The 17,676-nt window shown below is 71.9% G+C and carries 17 protein-coding genes and 1 pseudogene; 6 read left to right on the plus strand and 12 right to left on the minus strand.

The genetic code is table 11. The annotated features are described in order from the left end of the window. Nucleotides 1-9: 9 nt before the first annotated feature. Both ACFY8U_RS32675 and rsmI read right to left on the minus strand, forming a co-directional pair. Nucleotides 10-477 carry a hypothetical protein gene (locus ACFY8U_RS32675; protein ID WP_389575805.1) on the minus strand — a complete coding sequence of 156 codons (468 nt, stop codon included), beginning with the start codon at nucleotides 475-477 and terminating at the stop codon, nucleotides 10-12. A gap of 139 nt (nucleotides 478-616) precedes the next feature. Further along, nucleotides 617-1,504, minus strand: a complete 888-nt coding sequence (rsmI, locus tag ACFY8U_RS32680) for a 16S rRNA (cytidine(1402)-2'-O)-methyltransferase (RefSeq protein WP_389575806.1) — start codon at nucleotides 1,502-1,504, stop codon at nucleotides 617-619. Between the two features lie 52 nt (nucleotides 1,505-1,556). Between rsmI and ACFY8U_RS32685 the strand changes: the two genes are divergently transcribed. Beyond that, complete coding sequence (locus tag ACFY8U_RS32685; RefSeq protein WP_389575807.1) at nucleotides 1,557-3,299, plus strand: dolichyl-phosphate-mannose--protein mannosyltransferase; 1,743 nt, start codon at nucleotides 1,557-1,559, stop codon at nucleotides 3,297-3,299. Nucleotides 3,300-3,371: 72 nt separating this feature from the next. On the opposite strand, the gene ACFY8U_RS32690 is transcribed toward ACFY8U_RS32685, so the two are convergent. Both ACFY8U_RS32690 and ACFY8U_RS32695 read right to left on the minus strand, forming a co-directional pair. Next, nucleotides 3,372-3,842 carry a hemerythrin domain-containing protein gene (locus ACFY8U_RS32690; protein WP_389575808.1) on the minus strand — a complete coding sequence of 157 codons (471 nt, stop codon included), beginning with the start codon at nucleotides 3,840-3,842 and terminating at the stop codon, nucleotides 3,372-3,374. Nucleotides 3,843-3,968: 126 nt separating this feature from the next. Beyond that, nucleotides 3,969-4,262 (minus strand): hypothetical protein, encoded by a 294-nt coding sequence (locus tag ACFY8U_RS32695; protein ID WP_389575809.1) that lies wholly within the window; start codon nucleotides 4,260-4,262, stop codon nucleotides 3,969-3,971. A 123-nt stretch (nucleotides 4,263-4,385) separates the two neighbouring features. On the opposite strand from ACFY8U_RS32695, the gene ACFY8U_RS32700 reads away from it, so the two are divergent. The 3 genes from ACFY8U_RS32700 to ACFY8U_RS32710 all read left to right on the plus strand — a co-directional run bounded on the left by ACFY8U_RS32700 (nucleotide 4,386) and on the right by ACFY8U_RS32710 (nucleotide 7,581). Next, nucleotides 4,386-6,020, plus strand: coding sequence for a penicillin-binding transpeptidase domain-containing protein (locus ACFY8U_RS32700; RefSeq protein WP_389575810.1), 1,635 nt, complete (start codon nucleotides 4,386-4,388; stop codon nucleotides 6,018-6,020). A gap of 203 nt (nucleotides 6,021-6,223) precedes the next feature. Then, nucleotides 6,224-6,733 (plus strand): YbaK/EbsC family protein, encoded by a 510-nt coding sequence (locus ACFY8U_RS32705; RefSeq protein WP_389575811.1) that lies wholly within the window; start codon nucleotides 6,224-6,226, stop codon nucleotides 6,731-6,733. After that, nucleotides 6,730-7,581 (plus strand): EamA family transporter, encoded by an 852-nt coding sequence (locus ACFY8U_RS32710; RefSeq protein WP_389575812.1) that lies wholly within the window; start codon nucleotides 6,730-6,732, stop codon nucleotides 7,579-7,581. Before ACFY8U_RS32705 ends, ACFY8U_RS32710 begins: the two co-directional genes overlap by 4 nt. 56 nt (nucleotides 7,582-7,637) lie before the next feature. Here the strand turns inward: ACFY8U_RS32710 and ACFY8U_RS32715 are convergent. The 6 genes and pseudogenes from ACFY8U_RS32715 to ACFY8U_RS32740 all read right to left on the minus strand — a co-directional run bounded on the left by ACFY8U_RS32715 (nucleotide 7,638) and on the right by ACFY8U_RS32740 (nucleotide 12,972). Further along, a pseudogene (locus ACFY8U_RS32715) lies at nucleotides 7,638-8,209 on the minus strand (GNAT family N-acetyltransferase). A gap of 126 nt (nucleotides 8,210-8,335) precedes the next feature. Beyond that, nucleotides 8,336-9,106 carry an SDR family NAD(P)-dependent oxidoreductase gene (locus tag ACFY8U_RS32720; protein WP_389575813.1) on the minus strand — a complete coding sequence of 257 codons (771 nt, stop codon included), beginning with the start codon at nucleotides 9,104-9,106 and terminating at the stop codon, nucleotides 8,336-8,338. A 71-nt stretch (nucleotides 9,107-9,177) separates the two neighbouring features. After that, nucleotides 9,178-10,353 carry a serine hydrolase domain-containing protein gene (locus tag ACFY8U_RS32725; protein ID WP_389575814.1) on the minus strand — a complete coding sequence of 392 codons (1,176 nt, stop codon included), beginning with the start codon at nucleotides 10,351-10,353 and terminating at the stop codon, nucleotides 9,178-9,180. A 75-nt stretch (nucleotides 10,354-10,428) separates the two neighbouring features. Beyond that, a complete protein-coding gene (locus tag ACFY8U_RS32730; protein ID WP_389575815.1) occupies nucleotides 10,429-11,172 on the minus strand; it encodes an energy-coupling factor ABC transporter ATP-binding protein in 744 nt (247 codons plus the stop codon). Further along, nucleotides 11,169-11,933 (minus strand): cobalt ECF transporter T component CbiQ, encoded by a 765-nt coding sequence (cbiQ, locus tag ACFY8U_RS32735; RefSeq protein ID WP_389575816.1) that lies wholly within the window; start codon nucleotides 11,931-11,933, stop codon nucleotides 11,169-11,171. The genes ACFY8U_RS32730 and cbiQ overlap by 4 nt, the downstream gene beginning before the upstream one ends. A 1-nt stretch (nucleotide 11,934) precedes the next feature. Next, on the minus strand, nucleotides 11,935-12,972 hold the full coding sequence (locus ACFY8U_RS32740; protein WP_389575817.1) for an energy-coupling factor ABC transporter permease: 1,038 nt from the start codon (nucleotides 12,970-12,972) through the stop codon (nucleotides 11,935-11,937). Between the two features lie 132 nt (nucleotides 12,973-13,104). Between ACFY8U_RS32740 and ACFY8U_RS32745 the strand changes: the two genes are divergently transcribed. Beyond that, nucleotides 13,105-13,464: an SsgA family sporulation/cell division regulator gene (locus tag ACFY8U_RS32745; RefSeq protein WP_389575818.1), complete on the plus strand. Its 360-nt coding sequence runs from the start codon at nucleotides 13,105-13,107 to the stop codon at nucleotides 13,462-13,464. Between the two features lie 87 nt (nucleotides 13,465-13,551). Continuing rightward, on the plus strand, nucleotides 13,552-14,517 hold the full coding sequence (locus ACFY8U_RS32750) for an endonuclease/exonuclease/phosphatase family protein (protein ID WP_389575819.1): 966 nt from the start codon (nucleotides 13,552-13,554) through the stop codon (nucleotides 14,515-14,517). 183 nt (nucleotides 14,518-14,700) lie between these two features. Here the strand turns inward: ACFY8U_RS32750 and ACFY8U_RS32755 are convergent, their stop codons facing one another. Beyond that, on the minus strand, nucleotides 14,701-16,872 hold the full coding sequence (locus ACFY8U_RS32755; protein WP_389575820.1) for an MMPL family transporter: 2,172 nt from the start codon (nucleotides 16,870-16,872) through the stop codon (nucleotides 14,701-14,703). 127 nt (nucleotides 16,873-16,999) lie between these two features. Further along, complete coding sequence (locus ACFY8U_RS32760) at nucleotides 17,000-17,572, minus strand: TetR/AcrR family transcriptional regulator (protein WP_389575821.1); 573 nt, start codon at nucleotides 17,570-17,572, stop codon at nucleotides 17,000-17,002. Nucleotides 17,573-17,676 lie beyond the last annotated feature (104 nt).

Below are 17,676 nucleotides of genomic sequence, written 5' to 3' on the forward strand. Positions count from 1 at the left end.
CGTACGTGGCTAGGGCGCCGGCGGTTTGCGGTGGAACAGGTCCGACAGGCGGCGCCGGGACTCCTGTACGTGCACGGGGCCGGGGGCGTCTCCCTCCGGTGCGGCCGGGCCCTCGTCCCGCTCCAGGTCCTGCCCGATCGGCCCCGCCAGACCGATCGGCCCGGCCGGGGTGACCGGCCGGTGCGGCGTCCCCGCCACGTTCCGGTGATAGGCCTGTTCCCACGAGTCCAGGACCGAGGAAACCTGCCCCGCGCGCATGATGCGGACGACGTGGCCGCCGCAGTTCATGCAGGTCGGACTGGACAGCGGTGAGGGAACCCGCTCACCACCGGCCTTGTAGACGACGAATTCCTGGCCGGCGGCGTCGACGTGGTGCTCGATGTCGTACGCCTGCTCCCAGCCGTATCCGCAGCGCATGCAGGCGAAGGCGTACGCCTCATGGGCGACGGATATGCCGGTGCCGGTGATCTCACTCATGCCAGCTCCTCTCCACCGACCAGTGGACGCCTTTTAGGGCCGGAGCGCATCAGCGCCGGACGAACCATGGAACGTCCTTGGGCGTTCCCTTGCCCTCAGGCCCTCAGGAGGCCCGCCGCGCGGGGTTTGGCTTTGCTTTTCACGATAGCCCTTTACCTTTTCCGGGGCCTGTCACAGCCGCGTTCTTTGCCGCGACGACGGCATCGAACACCTCACGCTTGGGCAGGCCCGCGTCGGCGGCGACCGCCGCGATGGCCTCCTTGCGCCGCTCCCCCGCCTCCTCGCGCACCCGCACCCTGCGCACCAGCTCCTCCGCGTCGAGCTCGGCGGGCGCGGCCTCGGGGGCGCCTTCGACGACGACGGTGATCTCGCCGCGTACGCCCTCGGCGGCCCACGCCGCGAGCTCGCCGAGACCGCCGCGCTTGACCTCCTCGTACGTCTTGGTCAGCTCGCGGCAGACGGCGGCGCGGCGCTCGGCGCCGAAGACCTCGGCCATCGCGGCGAGCGTGTCGTCGAGCCGGTGCGGGGCCTCGAAGTAGACGAGGGTCCTGCGCTCGCCGGCGACCTCGCGGAGCCGGCCGAGCCGCTCGCCGGCCTTGCGGGGCAGGAAGCCCTCGAAGCAGAAGCGGTCCACGGGCAGCCCGGACAGGGCGAGCGCGGTCAGCACGGCGGAGGGGCCGGGGACGGCGGTGACCTTGATGTCCTGCTCGACGGCGGCGGCGACCAGGCGGTAGCCGGGGTCGGAGACGGACGGCATCCCTGCGTCGGTGACCAGGAGCACGCGCGCGCCGCCGGCGAGCGCCTCGACCAGCTCCGGCGTACGGGCGGACTCGTTGCCCTCGAAGTACGAGACGACCCGGCCCGAGGTGTGCACGCCGAGGGCGCGGGTCAGGCCGCGCAGCCGCCGGGTGTCCTCCGCCGCGACGATGTCGGCGGTCTCCAGCTCGGCCGCGAGCCGCGGCGGGGCGTCCGCGATGTCCCCGATGGGAGTCCCTGCAAGTACCAGCGTTCCTGTCACATGGGTCATCCTCGCAGGGCGGAGAGGCGACGCGCACAGGCGCGTTCCCTACGATGGCGCGGTGACCAGTACCGCACCCGAGACCCTGCAGGGTCAGCGCGCCGTGGAAAAGCCCCCGTCGTGGCAGCAGCGTCTGCGGCGCTTCGGCTACACGCCCCCCGCGGGGCGCGCCGCCGGACCGGGGCTGCGGGAGCGGCTCGTACCGCCGTACACCCGGCCCTCGCAGCGGATGTGGTCGCTGCTCGGGCTCTCGCCGGGCTCCGGCGACCGGGTGTGGCGACTGGCCGCCTGGGGCGGTCCGCTGCTCGTCGCGCTGCTCGCGGGGGTCCTGCGGTTCTGGAACCTGGGCAAGCCGCACGCGGTGATATTCGACGAGACGTACTACGCCAAGGACTCCTGGGCGCTGATCAACCAGGGGTACGAGGGGGCGTGGCCGAAGGACGTCGACAAGTCGATCCTGGCCAACCCCGACGCGGTCGCGATCCCCACCGACCCGGGCTATGTGGTCCACCCGCCGATGGGCAAGTGGGTCATCGGCCTCGGCGAGAAGATCTTCGACTTCACACCGTTCGGCTGGCGCTTCATGGTGGCGCTGCTCGGCACGCTGTCCGTGCTGATGCTGTGCCGGATCGGACGTCGGCTGTTCCGCTCGACGTTCCTGGGGTGTCTGGCCGGCCTGCTGCTCGCGGTGGACGGCCTGCACTTCGTGATGAGCCGGACGGCGCTGCTCGACCAGGTGCTGATGTTCTTCGTGCTCGCGTCCTTCGGCTGTCTGGTGGTGGACCGCGACTGGGCACGGCGGAAGCTGGCGGGCGCCCTGCCGGTGGACGCGGAGGGGGTCCTGCGGCCGGACGCGGTGGTGGCGGAGACGCTGCGGCTCGGCTGGCGGCCGTGGCGGCTCGCGGCGGGGGTGTCGCTGGGGCTCGCGGCGGCGACCAAGTGGAACGGCCTGTACGTGATGGTCGCCTTCGGGCTCCTCACGGTGCTGTGGGACGTCGGCGGCCGGCGTACGGCGGGCGCGTTCCGCCCGTACGCGGCGGTGCTGAGGCGTGACCTGATCCCGGCGTTCGTCTCGGTGGTGCCGGTCGCGATCGTCACGTACCTGGTCACTTGGACGGGCTGGATCGTCACGGACAAGGGGTACTTCCGCAACTGGGCGGCGGAGCAGGACAAGGTGAACGGCGGCGGCTTCTGGTCGTGGCTGCCGGACTGGCTGCGGAGCCTGTGGCACTACGAGAGCGAGGTCTACACGTTCCACGTGGGCCTGAACTCGCCGCACACGTACGAGTCGAACCCGTGGAGCTGGATCGTCCTGGGCCGCCCTGTCTCGTACTTCTACGAGTCCCCGGCCCCCGGCCAGGCGGGCTGCCCGACGACGGCGACGGAGAAGTGCGCCCAGGAGGTCCTGGCCCTGGGAACGCCCCTGCTGTGGTGGGCGGCCTGCTTCGCGATCCTGTACGTCCTGTGGCGCTGGTTCTTCCGCCGTGACTGGCGGGCGGGCGCCATCGCGTGCGGCATCGCGGCGGGCTGGCTGCCGTGGTTCCTCTACCAGGAACGCACGATCTTCCTTTTCTACGCGGTGGTCTTCGTCCCGTTCCTCTGTCTCGCGGTGACGATGATGATCGGCGCGATGATCGGCCCGGCGGGCTCCTCGGAAAGGCGCCGGACGTTCGGGGCGGTGGCGGCGGGAGTTCTCGTTCTCCTCATCGTGTGGAACTTCATCTACTTCTGGCCGCTGTACACGGGAACGTCGATTCCGCTCGATCAATGGCGCAATCGGATGTGGCTCGACACGTGGGTTTAGCGGGGCGGGTGTGAGGAAGGGCGCGGCCGGTCGGCCGCGCCCTCCACCACGACACCGCTGTCGGGCCCGGGATCAGAGCGGGCCCAGCACCTCCCGGGGTGCGGCTTCGAGCTCGAGGGTCTCGAGCACGGTGAGCAGTTGGCGCTCCTCGTAGCGGAAGTGGCTCTCCATGATCGCGGCGATGCCTTCGAGATGGAGCTCGAGCTCCTCGGGCGGCGCCGCCCGGTCGACCGCGGCGCGGAGGCTGCCGATCAGGTGGGCGATCATCGAGTGATCCTGCTCCAGCAGGCGCAGCACCGGCCGAAGCTCCGGATGCGCGGCCGCGATGGCCGGGAACAGGGTGCGGTCCTCGCCCTGATGGTGGCCGTCGAGCGCCGCGCAGAAACCGTGGCAGTACAGCAGCAGTTCACGGGTGGCCGCTTCACCGGGGGTGCCGTCGGCAAGGGAGGCGCGGGTCACGGACAGCGCTTCCCGCAGGCGGACGTGCACCCGACGGAGTTCTTGGCTCCAGGCGACGAGCCTGGTCGTCTCGCGCTCAGTCACGCGAGAGCGAAGGGTGCGACACGTTCATCGTCGACCTCCTTCGATCCGGCGCCTCCATGCCTGACACGGTCTGCCAGCGGCACGCGACGCTTCCGACACCCTACAGCGCCCGATGTCCCCTGCCGCCTACTCGGAGTGTGCCCATTGGACGGCGGTGCCGTAGGCGACGTACATGCGGTGGCTGACGACGATGATCGACGCGCCCAGCACCCCGTCGGCGCCGATTTCACGCGCCCGACGCTGCATGCTCAGCACCGCTTCCATCGGGGTCGCCCTCGTGTCTCCGGCGGCTATGCCCAGGACGGTGTGGGGGTGAGGCGGTGCGTCGACCGTCGCCGTGTAGAAGCCGATGCTGGCGTCACCGGCGGCCAGGTCCCTCCGGTCGAGTTCGTCGAGTTCTTTCCTGATCTTTCGGTCCATCGGGCCATCTTCTCGCGGCACGAACGCGCGAGCGACGGATGTCGGGTGACAGCGACCGTGGCGGGTGCTTCACTGTTTGGGCTCTGGGGACCCTGGGGCTTCTGGGGAGGGGGAACCACAGAGATGCGCAGTGGAGCCAGAGTCGCGATCGTCGGCGGTGTCTTCGTCGTCGTGGCCGGTGGGGTGGCCTACGGGGGCTACAACCTCTGGCAGGGCATCAGCGGCGGCGCTGGCGGGGGCGTTTCCGCGGCCGCGCCGGAGACGAAGCGTTCCGGGCCCGTGACCTCGGACGAGGTCACCAACACCGCCGAGGAGTTCCTCGCCGCGTGGGCGGCGGGTGAGCCTGAACGGGCCGGGCAGCTGACCAACAACCCCGTCGACGCCGGGCCGGTCGTGGCCGACTTCGGCGTGGGCGCGAAGGTCACCAAGGCCGAGATCACCGCGGGCACGCCGGTCGGCCCGAAGGTGCCGTTCACGGTGAAGGCGACCGTCACGTACGAGGGGCAGTCGAAGCCCTGGACGTACGACTCCGAACTGACCGTCGTGCGCGGACTCTCCACCGGGCGGGCGCTTGTCGACTGGAAGCCGGCGGTCGTCCACCCGAAGCTCACCAAGGGCGCGACCCTGCACACCGGCGCCGCGGAGGTCGGCGAGATCAAGGCCGTCGACCGTAAGGGCGTGGAGCTGACGGCGGAGAAGTACCCCTCCCTCGGCCCGATCCTGGCGCAGCTGCGCGAGAAGTACGGGGCGAAGGTCGGCGGGCAGCCCGGGGTCGAGACCTGGATCGAGTCAGGCCCGGAAGGCACCGCGAGCACCACGCTCGTGACCCACGTGAAGGGCCGGCCCGGGCGCCTGGAGACGACCATCGACGCGCAGGCGCAGGCGGCGGCCGAACAGGCGGTGAAGCAGTACGGCCAGGCGTCGGTGGTGGCGGTCAAGCCGTCCACGGGCGAGATCCGGGCGGTCGCCAACAGCCCTTCAGGCGGCTTCAACGCGGCCTTCGAGGGCCGGCAGGCGCCGGGCTCGACCCTGAAGATCGTCACGGCCGCGATGCTCCTGGAGAAGGGGCTCGTCACGGCGAACGGGGTCGCCCCCTGCCCGAAGGAGGTCCGGTACTACACCCGGACCTTCCACAATCTCGAGTACTTCGAGCTCGGGAACGTCCCGTTCTCGCGGAGCTTCGCCAAGTCCTGCAACACCGCCTTCATCAAGCTGATCGACGACGTGGACGACGACTCGGCGCTCGGCAAGGAGGCCCAGGACGTCTTCGGGATCGGCCTCGACTGGAAGACGGGCGTCCAGTCCGTCGACGGGTCCGTCCCGCCGGCGGTGGAGGGCGAGGCGGCGGCGCAGTACATCGGGCAGGGCACGGTGCAGATGAACGCCCTCAACATCGCCTCGATCACCGCCACCGCGAAGTACGGGACCTTCAAGCAGCCGTTCCTGGTCTCCCGGAAGCTCGACGGCCGGACGTTCGCCGAGGCCTCGCGCTCCCTGCCGGACTCGGTCTCCCGCCAGCTGCGCGCGATGATGCGGGCGGCGGCCACCGGAGAAGGCACCGGCGCGAAGGCGATGGCGTCGGTCGGCGGGGACAAGGGCGCGAAGACGGGCTCGGCGGAGGTCGACCACCAGGCCACGTCCAACAGCTGGTTCGCCGCCTTCTCCGACGACCTCGCCGCGGCGGCGGTCGTCGGCGAGGGCGGCCACGGCGGAGACTCGGCGGGCAAGGTCGTGGCAAGCGTGCTGCGGGCGGGGTAAGGCGGGGGCGCGGCGGCCCGGCGCGGGCCCGGTGCGCGGGCCTGGCGCAGGGGCCCGGCGCGGCGGCGCGGCGCGGCCGGCGCGGTGGCCCGGTGCTGGTCCTCGCTCACGGCAGTGTGCGCAAGGGCCGGCTCACGCGGGGGGGCGGTGCGCGGTGGGAATCGAGTCGCGTGGCCCGTACACGGAACGCTAGCGTGCGGGCCATGACGTCTCCCTCCTCTCCCCCGTCCCCCGGCTCCCCCGCGCACCCCCAGTTCGCCGCCGCCCTGCGGGAGCTGGGCCTCGATGTCGAGATCCGCAGCTTCCCGGACGAGACCCGTACGGCCGCCCAGGCCGCCGAGGCCATCGGCTGCGAGGTGTCCGAGATCGTCAAGTCGCTGATCTTCGCGGCGGACGGCGTCCCGGTCCTCGTGCTGATGGACGGCTCCTCGCGGGTGGACCTGGAGCGGGTGCGCGCTGAGCTGGGCGCCGAGGCGGTGACGCGGGCCGACGCGAAGGTCGTACGGGAGACGACCGGGTACGCGATCGGCGGCGTCCCGCCGTTCGGGCACCGCACCCGGACGCGGGTCCTCGCCGACCGCGGGCTGCTCGACCACGCCGTGGTGTGGGCGGCCGCGGGCACCCCGCACACGGTCTTCGCGCTGGACCCCAAGTCCCTGATCGCCCACGCGGGCGGGGCACTTGTGGACGTCCGCGAACGGCCGGCCGCGTGACGCCGCTGGTCGTGGCGGCCGTCCTGCTCGCCGCGGTGACGCACGCCGCCTGGAACGCGATGGCCCACACCATCCGCGACCAGCTGCTCTCCTTCACGCTGATATCCGGCGGCGGTGCGCTGATCGGTGGTGTCGCGGCCCTCTTCGTACCGCTGCCGGCGGCCGCTGCGTGGCCGTACCTGATCGCCTCCGCCGTGCTGCACGTGGGCTACATGGTCCTGCTCATGCGGTCGTTCACGCTGGGCGACTTCGGGCAGATGTACCCGATCGCCCGCGGTACGGCCCCGCTGGCGGTGACCCTGCTCGCGGCGGTCTTCGTCGACGAGATCCCCGACTCGTGGCAGCTCATGGGGGTGGCCGTCGCCTGCGCGGGCCTGACGGGCCTGGCCCTGTGGGGCATCCGGGGCTCGGGCAGGCGCCCGGACTGGGCGGCGCTGCTCGCGGCCGGGGCGACGGGCCTGGCCATCGCCGCGTACACCGTCGTCGACGGCGTCGGAGTGCGCGCCTCCGGCACGCCGCTCGGCTACATCGCGTATCTGATGATCCTGGAGGGCCTGGCCATCCCGGTGTACGCCCTGTGGACCCGCCGCGCCGCCCTGCTCCCGCAGCTCCGCCCGTACGCCGCACGCGGGCTCCTCGGCGCGGGCCTGTCGGTCGCCGCGTACGGACTGGTCCTGTGGGCGCAGACGAAGGCGCCGCTCGCCCCGATCGCGGCGCTGCGCGAGTCCTCGATCATCGTGGGGGCGGCGATCGGCGCGCTGTTCTTCAGGGAGCGCTTCGGGGGCCCGAGGATCGCGGCGGCGGGGCTGATGGTGGTGGGCATCGGGCTGATGCTGACCACGGCGTGACCGGCCGGCGGCCGGGCGTACGGCCCAGGGAGCCGGGCCCGTCGTCCGCGCGGATGTCAGCCCAGGTCGAGCCGCATCAGGACCCGGGGGTGACCGGCCAGCACCGAGGTGGTGTCGGCGGCGTGGACGAACCCGGCCCGCTCGAAGTTCGTGCGCAGTCCGGCGTACGCATGGTCAGGTCGACCTTGGCGTCGCCGTTGTCGAGGGGGTACGCCTCGACGGCCGGTGCGCCGTGGGAGCGGGCGAAGTCGACCGCGCCGGCGATGAGGGCGTGCGAGATCCCCTTCTTCCGGTGACCGGGACGCACCCGCACGCACCAGAGCGACCAGACCGGCAGATCGTCGACGTGCGGAATCTTCCGGCTGCGCGCGAAGGAGGTGTCCGCCCGCGGCGCCACGGCGGCCCAGCCGACCGGCTCGTCGCCGTCGTAGGCGATGACCCCGGGCGGGAGCCGGCCCCGGCACAGCTCGGCGACGTACTCGCCGCGCGCGGGCCCACGGAGCTCGTTGTTGAGCTTCGACGGGATCCGGTAGCTCAGACACCAGCAGACGTTGGCCCCCGGCGACTTCGGGCCGAGCAGGGTCCGGACGTCCTCGAAGACGGACGCCGGACGAACCTCGATGGTCATACCTCCACGATGGCACGGCCCCCGCCCGCCGGGCGGCTCACGTCACTCCCCGCCCGGGCGGCTCACGTCACTCCCCGCCCGCCGGGTCCGCTCACGTCACTCCCCGAGCACCGCGGCGACCTCACGTCACTCCCCGAGCACCTCGGCGAAGTGGGAGTTCACCGCAAGCAGCCCGCCGTCCACGCGAATCGTCGTGCCGGTGATCCAGGCCGCGTCCCTGGAGGCGAGGAAGGCGACCGCGGCGGCCACGTCCTCGGGGGTGCCGACGCGGCCCAGGGGGTAGACGCGGTCGGCGAGGGCCGCCAGGCGGTCCTCGCGGGACTCCCAGCCGCGCGTGGCGATCGTGCCCGGGGTGACCTGGTTGACACGTACGCCGTGCGGGGCCGCGTCCCCCGCGAGGGTACGGGTGAAGGAGGCGATCCCCGCCTTGGCCGCGCTGTAGGCGTGGTTGCCGAAGTCCGCCTCGGCGTTGACGGACCCGATGTTGACGATCGCCCCGCGCCCGCCCGCCGCGAGCAGCGGAAGCGCGGCCCGGGCGCACCGCACGGCGCCCATCAGCGTGACGTCGAACTGCTGCCGCCAGCCGTCCTCGGGTTCGTCCTCGAAGGGTTCGACGTCCGGCCGGTCCCGGGCGAAGGCGTTGTTGACCAGCACATCGAGCCCGCCGAACGTCTCCGCCGCGTACGCGACGGCCGCCGCCACGGACTCCGGATCCCCCACGTCGCATCGCACGGCCCGGGCGCCGGGCAGCGCATCGGCCGTCTCCCGGGCCACGTTCTCGTCCACGTCGGCGACCAGGACCCGCGCGCCCTCCTCGGCCAGCCTCCGCGCGCTGGCGGCCCCGATGCCCCGTGCCCCACCGGTGACCAGTGCCGCGTACCCCTCGAATCTGTCCATGCCCCGATCACACACCGCCCGCGCGGCCCGCACCAGAGGGACGACGGCTCCGGCCCCTGGTCGAGGGCGGCTCAGGCCCCCTGGTCGAGGGCGGCTCGGACCGCGCGGACCAGGGACTGGGCCCGGGGATCCGCGGTCACCGTCTTGCGCATGCCGTTCGTGACGTAGCCGAACGCGAGGGACGACTCCGGGTCCGCGAAGGCCAGGGAGCCGCCTCGGCCCGGGTGGCCGAAGGAGGTGGGGCCGAGGAGGGGGGAGGCAGGGCCGTGGAGCATGTGGCCCAGGCCGAAGCGGGTGCCCACCATCAGGACGCGGTCCGGGCCCGCGGACTCCTCGGTGCGGGCGAGGGTGAGGGTCGCCGGGGCGAAGAGGCGGGGGCCTCCGTCGACCGGGCCGAGGGTCGAGGCGTAGAAGCGGGCAAGGGCACGGGCCGTGGAGACACCGGCCGAGCCGGGCAGTTCGGCCGCGCGGTACGCCGCGTCGTTCTCGTCGGGCTTGGGGTCGATCGCCCCGAAGGCGCGCCGGGTGAGGGAGTCGGGGTTGCTGTAGGCCTCGGTGACCGAGCGCTTGGGGCGGAGCTTCAGGGCGCCGCTGTCGGCGGGCTCACGTTCCTCCACCGGGCCCAGGCGGCCGACCCGCGCGGCTTCGTCGGCCGGAAGGCCTATCCAGAGGTCGAGGCCGAGCGGGCGGGCGATCTCCTCGGCGACCCAGCGGCCGATGGTGCGGCCGGTGACCCGGTGGACGAGGCCGGAGAGCAGCCAGCTGAAGGTGTGCGCGTGGTAGCCGTGGGCCGTGCCCGGCTCCCAGACCGGGGCCTGGGCGGCGATCGCCGCCTGGGCGGTCGCCGGGTCGATGGCCTCCGCGAGCGTCAGCGGACGGTCCAGGACCGGCACGCCCGCACGGTGCGCGAGGAGCTGCCGTACGCTCACCCGCTCCTTGCCCGCCGCCTTGAACTCCGGCCAGTACGTGCCGACCGGCGCGTCCAGGTCGAGCTGGCCGCGCTGGTGGAGCAGCAGCGGTACGGCGACGGCGACGCCCTTGGTGGCCGAGCGGACGACCTGCGCGGTGTCGATGGCCCAGGGGGTCTCGCCGTCGACGTCGCGGGTGCCCGCCCACAGGTCGACGACCTTGACGCCGTCGCGGTAGACGGCGACCGCCGCGCCCCGCTCGCCGCGCTGCTCGAAGTTGCGCAGGAACGCGTCCCTGACCGGCTCGAATCCCGCCGCCACCGTGCCCCGGACGTCCACGTCCCACACTCCTTCTCGCTCGTACCCCCATGGTGCAACGTCGGTCCGGGACCGCCGATTCCGGGGTCGGAACGGTCAGCTGACGGGGCGGGGGACGAAGCCGTACGGGAGTTCCAGGCGGTTGCGCCTCATCAGCTCCTCGTCGGCGAGGACATCGGCCGTGGGGCCGTCCCCGGCGATCACGCCCTCGCTGAGGATCACCGAGCGCGGGCAGAGCTCCAGGGCGTACGGAAGGTCGTGGGTGACCATGAGGACGGTGACGTCCAGCGAGCGCAGGACGTCCGCGAGCTCGCGGCGGGACGCCGGGTCGAGGTTGGAGGACGGCTCGTCCAGGACCAGGATCTCCGGCTCCATCGCGAGGACGGTCGCGACCGCCACCCGCCGCCGCTGCCCGAACGACAGGTGGTGCGGCGGCCGGTCAGCGTACTCCGCCATGCCGACGCGCTCCAGGGCCCGGTGGACGACCGCCTCGAGCTCCGCGCCCCGGAGCCCCGCCGACGCCGGGCCGAACGCGACGTCCTCGCGGACGGTCGGCATGAAGAGCTGGTCGTCCGGGTCCTGGAAGACGATCCCCACCCGGCGCCGGATCTCGGCCAGGTTCCGCTTCTCGACCGGCAGCCCGGCGACGGCGACCGTGCCCGCGCCGCCGGTGAGGATGCCGTTGAGGTGGAGGACGAGGGTCGTCTTGCCCGCGCCGTTGGGGCCGAGCAGCGCGACCCGCTCGCCGCGTGCGACGGTCAGGTCGACGCCGAAGAGGGCCTGGTGGCCGTCGGGGTAGGCGTACGCCAGGCCGCGCACGTCGAGAGAAGGAGAGGTCATCGGAAGGTCCATCCCAGGAGGCAGATCAGCAGTGCGGCGAGCGGCAGGGCGGCGGCACGCGCCCACTGCGCCCGGGTCGCGGTCACCTCGTCGATGACCGGTACGGATCCCGCGTACCCCCGGCTGACCATCGCGAGATGGACGCGCTCGCCTCGCTCGTAGGAGCGGATGAAGAGCGCGCCCGCGGACTTGGCGAGGACGCCCCACGCTCGCACGCCCTTCGCCTCGAAGCCGCGCGAGCGGCGGGCGATGGACATCCGGCGCATCTCGTCCGTGATCACATCGCCGTACCGGATCATGAAGGAGGCGATCTGGACGAGGAGCGGCGGAAGCCTGAGCCGCTGGAGGCCGAGGAGCAGCTCGCGCAGTTCGGTGGTGGCGGCGAGCAGCACGGAGGCGGCGACGCCGAGAGTGCCCTTGGCGAGGACGTTCCAGGCGCCCCACAGGCCGGAGACGGAGACGGAGATCCCGAGGACCTCCGTCTGCTCGCCCGGGACCACGAAGGGCATCAGGAAGGCGAAGGCCACGAACGGGATCTCGATCAGCAGCCGTCGCAGCAGGAACCCGGCCGGGACGCGGGCCGCCGCCGCGACGGCGCCGAGCAGCACGGCGTAGAGGGCGAAGGCCCAGACCGCCTCGCGGGGTGTGGAGGCCACGACCACCACGAAGGCGAGGACGGCGGCGAGTTTGGTGTGCGGGGGCAGCTCGTGCACCGGCGAGGTGCCCCGCCGGTACAGCTTGTGCGTGTGCCCCGCTCCCATGTCAGACCTGGGCGCCGGTCGACTCCGCACGGCGCCGGCGGACGAGCCAGAAGGCACCCGTGCCGACGGCGAGCGTCGCTCCGACGCCGATCACGCCCGCGAGGCCGCCCGAGAGCCGGGCGGTCTCGATGCCCTTGACGCCGTAGTCGGCGAGCGGGGAGCCGGCGGCGTCGTGCTCCTCGACGTTCTTGTCGAAGCCCTTGTCGGCCGCGACCTTCTCCAGGCCGTCCGGGCTCGCGGAGGCGTAGAAGGAGACGAAGCCGGCGAGGACCAGCGCGGCGGCCAGGCCGCCGAGCCAGAACTTCCTCGGGGAGCGGGCGGCGACGGGCGCGAAGTCGCGGGCCGGCGCCGCGTCGACGAGCTCGCCGTCGACCCTCAGCTTGAGCGGGGCGGTGAGCCCGCGGGCGCCGTACACGAGGTCGGGGCGGACGGCGACGACCGCGCCGACGGTCAGCATCGTGATGGCCGCCTCACCGATGCCGATGAGGGTGTGCACGCCGACCATCGCGGTGAAGACCTTGCCCAGCGGTACGGCGGTGGTGCCGCCGATCGCGTAGACAAGGGTGAAGGCGGCGGCCGACGCGGGTACGGAGACGAGCGCGGCCACGAAGGAGGCGACGGTCACCGAGCGGCGGGTGCGCGGCAGGACGAGGACGAGGCCGCGGAAGAGCGCGTACGCGACGACGACCGTGACCACGCCCATGACGGTGATGTTCACGCCGAGCGCGGTGAGTCCGCCGTCCGCGAAGAGGATGCCCTGCATCAGCAGGACCACGGCGATACAGAGCACGCCTGTGTACGGCCCGACGAGGATCGCGGCGAGCGCGCCTCCGAGCAGATGTCCGCTGGTCCCAGCGGCGACCGGGAAGTTCAGCATCTGCACGGCGAAGATGAACGCCGCGACGAGACCGGCGAGCGGAGCCGCCCGTTCGTCCAGCTCACGGCGTGCTCCGCGCAGGCTGACGGCGACGGCGCCGGCGGCGGCGACACCGGCGACTGCCGATACGGGGGCGTTGATGAATCCGTCAGGTACATGCACGTCCCGAATGATGAGCGCTCCTGCAAAGTCCTTGCAAGAGCGCACAGGTCACAGAAAGGCGGCTCCCCCGCGCGGACGCCTCAGAATATGGGACATTAGGGTGTAAATAAGACGAGTGTGAGGAGTGGCTCGATGTCCCCCACCGCGGAAGGCCATGAGATCCAGGACCACGCCAAAGGCCGGATCATCAGCGACGCCCCTCTCTCCCGTCCCGTCCCGGTCGCCCTGCGCTACGACCCCGGATTCGACCCCGCCACCGTGCGCTTCGTCTTCCCCGGCAACATCGAGTGGTCCTTCCCGCGCGAGCTCCTCGAAACCGGGATGCGGGCTCCGGCCCGCATAGGCGACATCGGCGTCTGGCCCTGCGGCCGGGTGCAGACGGTGGTCGAGTTCCACACGGCCGACGGGGTCGCGGTCGTCCAGTTCGACACCACGGCCCTGCTGCGCTTCCTGAAGCACACCTACGCCGTCACCGCGTCGATGGCCCCGTAGGCCCGTAGGCCCCGTAGACCCCGCCGGCACCACGTCGCTCGCCCCGTAGAGTTCCGGTCGTCAGTAAGACGATCATGGGGGATCCACGTGAAGAAGCGACTGTGGGGCGCGCTCGGCGCTGCCCTGCTCGCCCTGTCCGGGGCATCGGTCTCCGGCGCGTCGGCGCAGGCCACGGAGGTACCGCCGGCGCCGAAGGCGACATCGGCGGCAGGGTGGGCGTCAGTGGCGGCGACACCGCCGCCGGGGACGAACCTGCAGGTCATGAGCTGGAACATGTGCGGCGTCGAGCGGTGGGGCTGCACGGGCACCGGCACGGCGGCGGAGAAGGCCGACGTGGTCAAGCAGTACGTGCAGAGCCACTACGTGCAGGCCGTCCTGCTCCAGGAGGTCTGTGCGAGCGGCCTCGACGACCTGATGACCAAGCTCGGCGCGGGCTGGAGCAAGAGCTTCGCGCCGTACCACTGGTCGCAGAAGGGCGTACGGACCGCGAGCCCCTGCGCTACCGGCGCCGGGTCCGACCCGAACGACCTGGTGGGCACCGCGATCGTGGTCAAGGCCGGCCTCGCGGACGCGCAGCAGTACCCGACGACGCAGCCGTGGACCGGTCTCAATCCGCCCTTCCAGTGCGCGACGGCGACGTACTTCGGCGTACGGCTCTGCAATGTGCACGTGTCGACGAAGAACGCGAACCCCGAGCACCCGGACTGGGACTACCGCGACGACCAGCTCGCGGAGATCCAGCGGGTGGTGTCCGGCTTCCCGAAGGTCGCCTTCGCCGGCGACTTCAACGCGAGTCCGCCGGACCGGGCGGGCAACCCCGACGCCTGGATCTGGCCGGCCGGGCTCTACTCCCAGGGCCCGGGCACCCCCGGCTACCAGGAGTGCGACCAGCAGGGAGCGGTCCGCAACGGCCGGGACACCCATGACGGCGGATGGAAGCTGGACTATCTGTTCAGCAGCGAGGCGCGGCGCTGGTGCCTGGTCGCCGACACCCCGCGCTCGGACCATCACGTCCTCGTCGAGAGCGTGACGATCACTCCCCCGGCGGCCTGACCGCTCCAGAAAGGCCCCGAACGCGACCGCGCCGTCACCGTGTCGGACTCGACACGATGACGGCGCGGTGCCGCGTCGGCTCCCCGTCCCCACAGGTTCCGGCGCGATCCGGGGCCTACTCCTCCGCTCAAGGAGCGGCCCCGGAGTTCATCGGGGGCTCGGACCAACGAGCCGCCCAGGGGCTCAGACCTTCACGAGCTCGCGCTCCGGGTCCTGGGGCCCTTCGGCGTCCTTCGCCGCCAGGCCCTCGCCCTCCACGTCCACGTTCGGCAGCGCCCTGTCCAGCCACTTCGGCAGCCACCACGCCTTGTGGCCGAGCAGCGCGAGCACCGCGGGGACGATCGCCATGCGGACCACGAAGGCGTCGAAGAGAACGGCGACGGCGAGACCGAAGCCGATCATCTTGATCATCTGGTCGGTCATGCCGATGAAGCCGGAGAAGACCGCGATCATGATCACCGCGGCGGCGGTGACGACCCGGGCGCTGTGCCGGAAGCCGGTCACGATCGTCTCGCCGGGCCGCTCCCCGTGGACGTACGCCTCGCGCATCCGGGTGACGAGGAAGACCTCGTAGTCCATGGCGAGACCGAAGACCACACCGACCATGAAGATCGGCATCATCGACATGATCGGGCCGGTCTGCTCGACCCCGAACAGCGAGCCGAGCCAGCCCCACTGGAAGACCGCGACGACCGCGCCGAGGGCGGCGACCACCGAGAGCAGGAAGCCGAGGGCCGCCTTCAGCGGAACGAGGATCGAGCGGAAGACCACCATGAGGAGCAGGAAGGCGAGTCCGACGACCAGCGCCAGGTAGGGCACGAGCGCGTCGTTCATCTTCTGCGAGAAGTCGACGTTCATCGCGGTGGCGCCGGTGACCAGGACGTCGTCGCCGGTCGTGTCCCGGATGTCGTGGACCAGGGTCTCGGTCTCGACCGAGGAGGGGCGGTCCTTCGGGATGACGGTGATCATCGAGGTGTCGCCGGCCTTGTTGGGCGTCGGCTTCGTTACCGCCACGACCCCGTCCAGGCCCTCGATCTTCTTCACGGTGGACTCGGCCGCGGCCTTGTCACCGTCGACGACGACCATCAGCGGCCCGTTGAACCCGGGACCGAACCCGTCCGAGAGCAGGTCGTACGCCCGGCGCTCGGTGGCGGAGGCGGGCTTCGCGCCGTCGTCCGGCAGACCCATCTCCAGGGAGGCGGCCGGCAGGGCTATCGCGCCGAGGCCGAGGACACCGACGAGCAGGACCATGATCGGGCGGCGGATGACGAACCGGGCCCAGCGGGTGCCCATGTTGGGCTTCGCCTGCTCGTCGTCGGTCTTCTTCAGCCCCTTGCGCTCCTTGCGGCCCACGACCTTGGCGCCGGCGAAGCCGAGCAGGGCCGGGATCAGGGTGAGCGCGATCAGGACCGCGATCACGACCGTGCCGGCCGCGGCGAAGCCCATCTTCGTCAGCATCGGGATGTTGACGACGGCGAGGCCGACCAGGGCGATGACCACGGTGAGACCGGCGAAGACGACGGCCGAGCCGGCCGTGCCGACCGCGCGGCCCGCGGCGTCCTCGCGCTCCCGGCCCTCGGCGAGCTCCGCGCGGTAGCGGGAGACGATGAAGAGGGCGTAGTCGATGCCGACCGCGAGGCCGATCATCATCGCGAGGGTGGAGGTGGTGGAGCCGAGGTCGAGCACGTTCGCGAGCGCCGTGATCGAGGAGACGCCGATCCCGACGCCGATGATCGCGGTGAGCAGCGGCAGCCCCGCGGCGACCAGCGAACCGAAGGTGATGACGAGCACGATGCCGGCGATGACCACGCCGACGATCTCGCCCGCGCCGGTCTCCGGCATGGTCTGGAGCGCGTCACCGCCGATCTCGACGGTCAGCCCCTGTCCCTGTGCGTCGTGCCCGGTCTTCTGCAGCGCCTCGCGCGTCGCGTCGCTCAGCTCCATGCCGGAGACCTTGTAGCTGACGGAGACGTAGGCGGTCGAGCCGTCCTTGGAGACCGCCTGGGCGGTGTACGGGTCGGCGACCGAGGCGACCTCGTCGGAGCCGGACTTCAGCTCGGCGACGACGTCCTGGACCTTGGCCTTGTTGGCCGCGTCGGTCATCTTCTGGCCCTCGGGGGCCTTGAAGACGACACGGGCGGTGGCCCCGTCGGCGTTGCCGCCGGGGAAGCGCTGCTCAAGGAGGTCGAAGGCCTTCTGGGCCTCGGTGCCGGGGATCGAGAAGGAGCTGGAGGTCGCGGCGGGCGCGGTGGCCGCGCCGACTCCGGCGAGCGCGAGCAGCGCCACCCAGAGCAGGGCGACGAGCCGTCGGCGCCGGAAGGCGGAGCGACCCAGCTTGTAGAGGAACGTGGCCACGGGGGCTTACTCCCATTTCGTGGTGGGACAGGGCATGGGGAGCCGGCCCGACGGCGTGAGCGGTGCGCAGCGTCAGGGGGTGCGGGTGAGGACGTATCGGTGGTACCGGCCGGGGAGCCGGTGCCGGTCAGACGCCGAGTGAGGGGAGCACGACGGCGTTGACGTAGTCGTTGATGAAGGCGCGGTCGATCGGCTGGTCCTCGATCAGCGGACGGGCGACGAACGCCCCGATGATCATGTGCGGGACGAACTTCAGCGCCGGGTTGCCGGCACTGATCTCGCCCCGTTCCACCGCTCGCTCCAGGGTGACGCGCAGGTTGCTCATCTCGGGTTCGATGAGCAGTTCGCGCAGCGCCTGGTGCAGGTCGGGGTTGGCGTGGACCGCCTGGGCGAGGCCGCGCATCAGCGCGGTGTCCTTCTCCATCTGGCAGTCGTCGGTCAGCTCCATGATCGCCTGGAAGTCGCCGCGCAAGGTGCCCGTGTCGATCTCGGCGAGCTTGATGGGCTTGTTGTCGCGCAGTGCCGTGGCGACCAGCTCGGGCTTGCTCCCCCACTGGCGGTAGAGGGTGGCCTTGCTGGAGTGGGTGCGGGCGGCGACGGCGTCCATGGTGAGGGCGTCGTAGCCGACCTCGCGCAGGAGGTCGAGCACGGCGCCGTACAGCTCGGACTCACGCTCTGGGGTGAGCCTGCTGCGTGCCATGACCGGACTCCATCCGAACGAAACCGTTTCGTACACCTCGAAGGTACCCCCGCCGCCAACGAAACGAAACCGTTTCGTACGTGTCGTGGGCCACACCCGCCCGC

The organism is Streptomyces sp. NPDC012508, from assembly GCF_042902595.1.
GTDB lineage: Bacteria > Actinomycetota > Actinomycetes > Streptomycetales > Streptomycetaceae > Streptomyces.

Bases quoted from the DNA above. Each gene is read 5' to 3' on its own strand.
- ACFY8U_RS32675 (WP_389575805.1), bottom strand. From the start codon at position 477: ATGAGTGAGATCACCGGCACCGGCATATCCGTCGCCCATGAGGCGTAC.
- rsmI (WP_389575806.1), bottom strand. From the start codon at position 1,504: ATGACCCATGTGACAGGAACGCTGGTACTTGCAGGGACTCCCATCGGG.
- ACFY8U_RS32695 (WP_389575809.1), bottom strand. From the start codon at position 4,262: ATGGACCGAAAGATCAGGAAAGAACTCGACGAACTCGACCGGAGGGAC.
- ACFY8U_RS32700 (WP_389575810.1), top strand. From the start codon at position 4,386: ATGCGCAGTGGAGCCAGAGTCGCGATCGTCGGCGGTGTCTTCGTCGTC.
- ACFY8U_RS32705 (WP_389575811.1), top strand. From the start codon at position 6,224: ATGACGTCTCCCTCCTCTCCCCCGTCCCCCGGCTCCCCCGCGCACCCC.
- ACFY8U_RS32720 (WP_389575813.1), bottom strand. From the start codon at position 9,106: ATGGACAGATTCGAGGGGTACGCGGCACTGGTCACCGGTGGGGCACGG.
- ACFY8U_RS32730 (WP_389575815.1), bottom strand. From the start codon at position 11,172: ATGACCTCTCCTTCTCTCGACGTGCGCGGCCTGGCGTACGCCTACCCC.
- cbiQ (WP_389575816.1), bottom strand. From the start codon at position 11,933: ATGGGAGCGGGGCACACGCACAAGCTGTACCGGCGGGGCACCTCGCCG.
- ACFY8U_RS32745 (WP_389575818.1), top strand. From the start codon at position 13,105: ATGTCCCCCACCGCGGAAGGCCATGAGATCCAGGACCACGCCAAAGGC.
- ACFY8U_RS32760 (WP_389575821.1), bottom strand. From the start codon at position 17,572: ATGGCACGCAGCAGGCTCACCCCAGAGCGTGAGTCCGAGCTGTACGGC.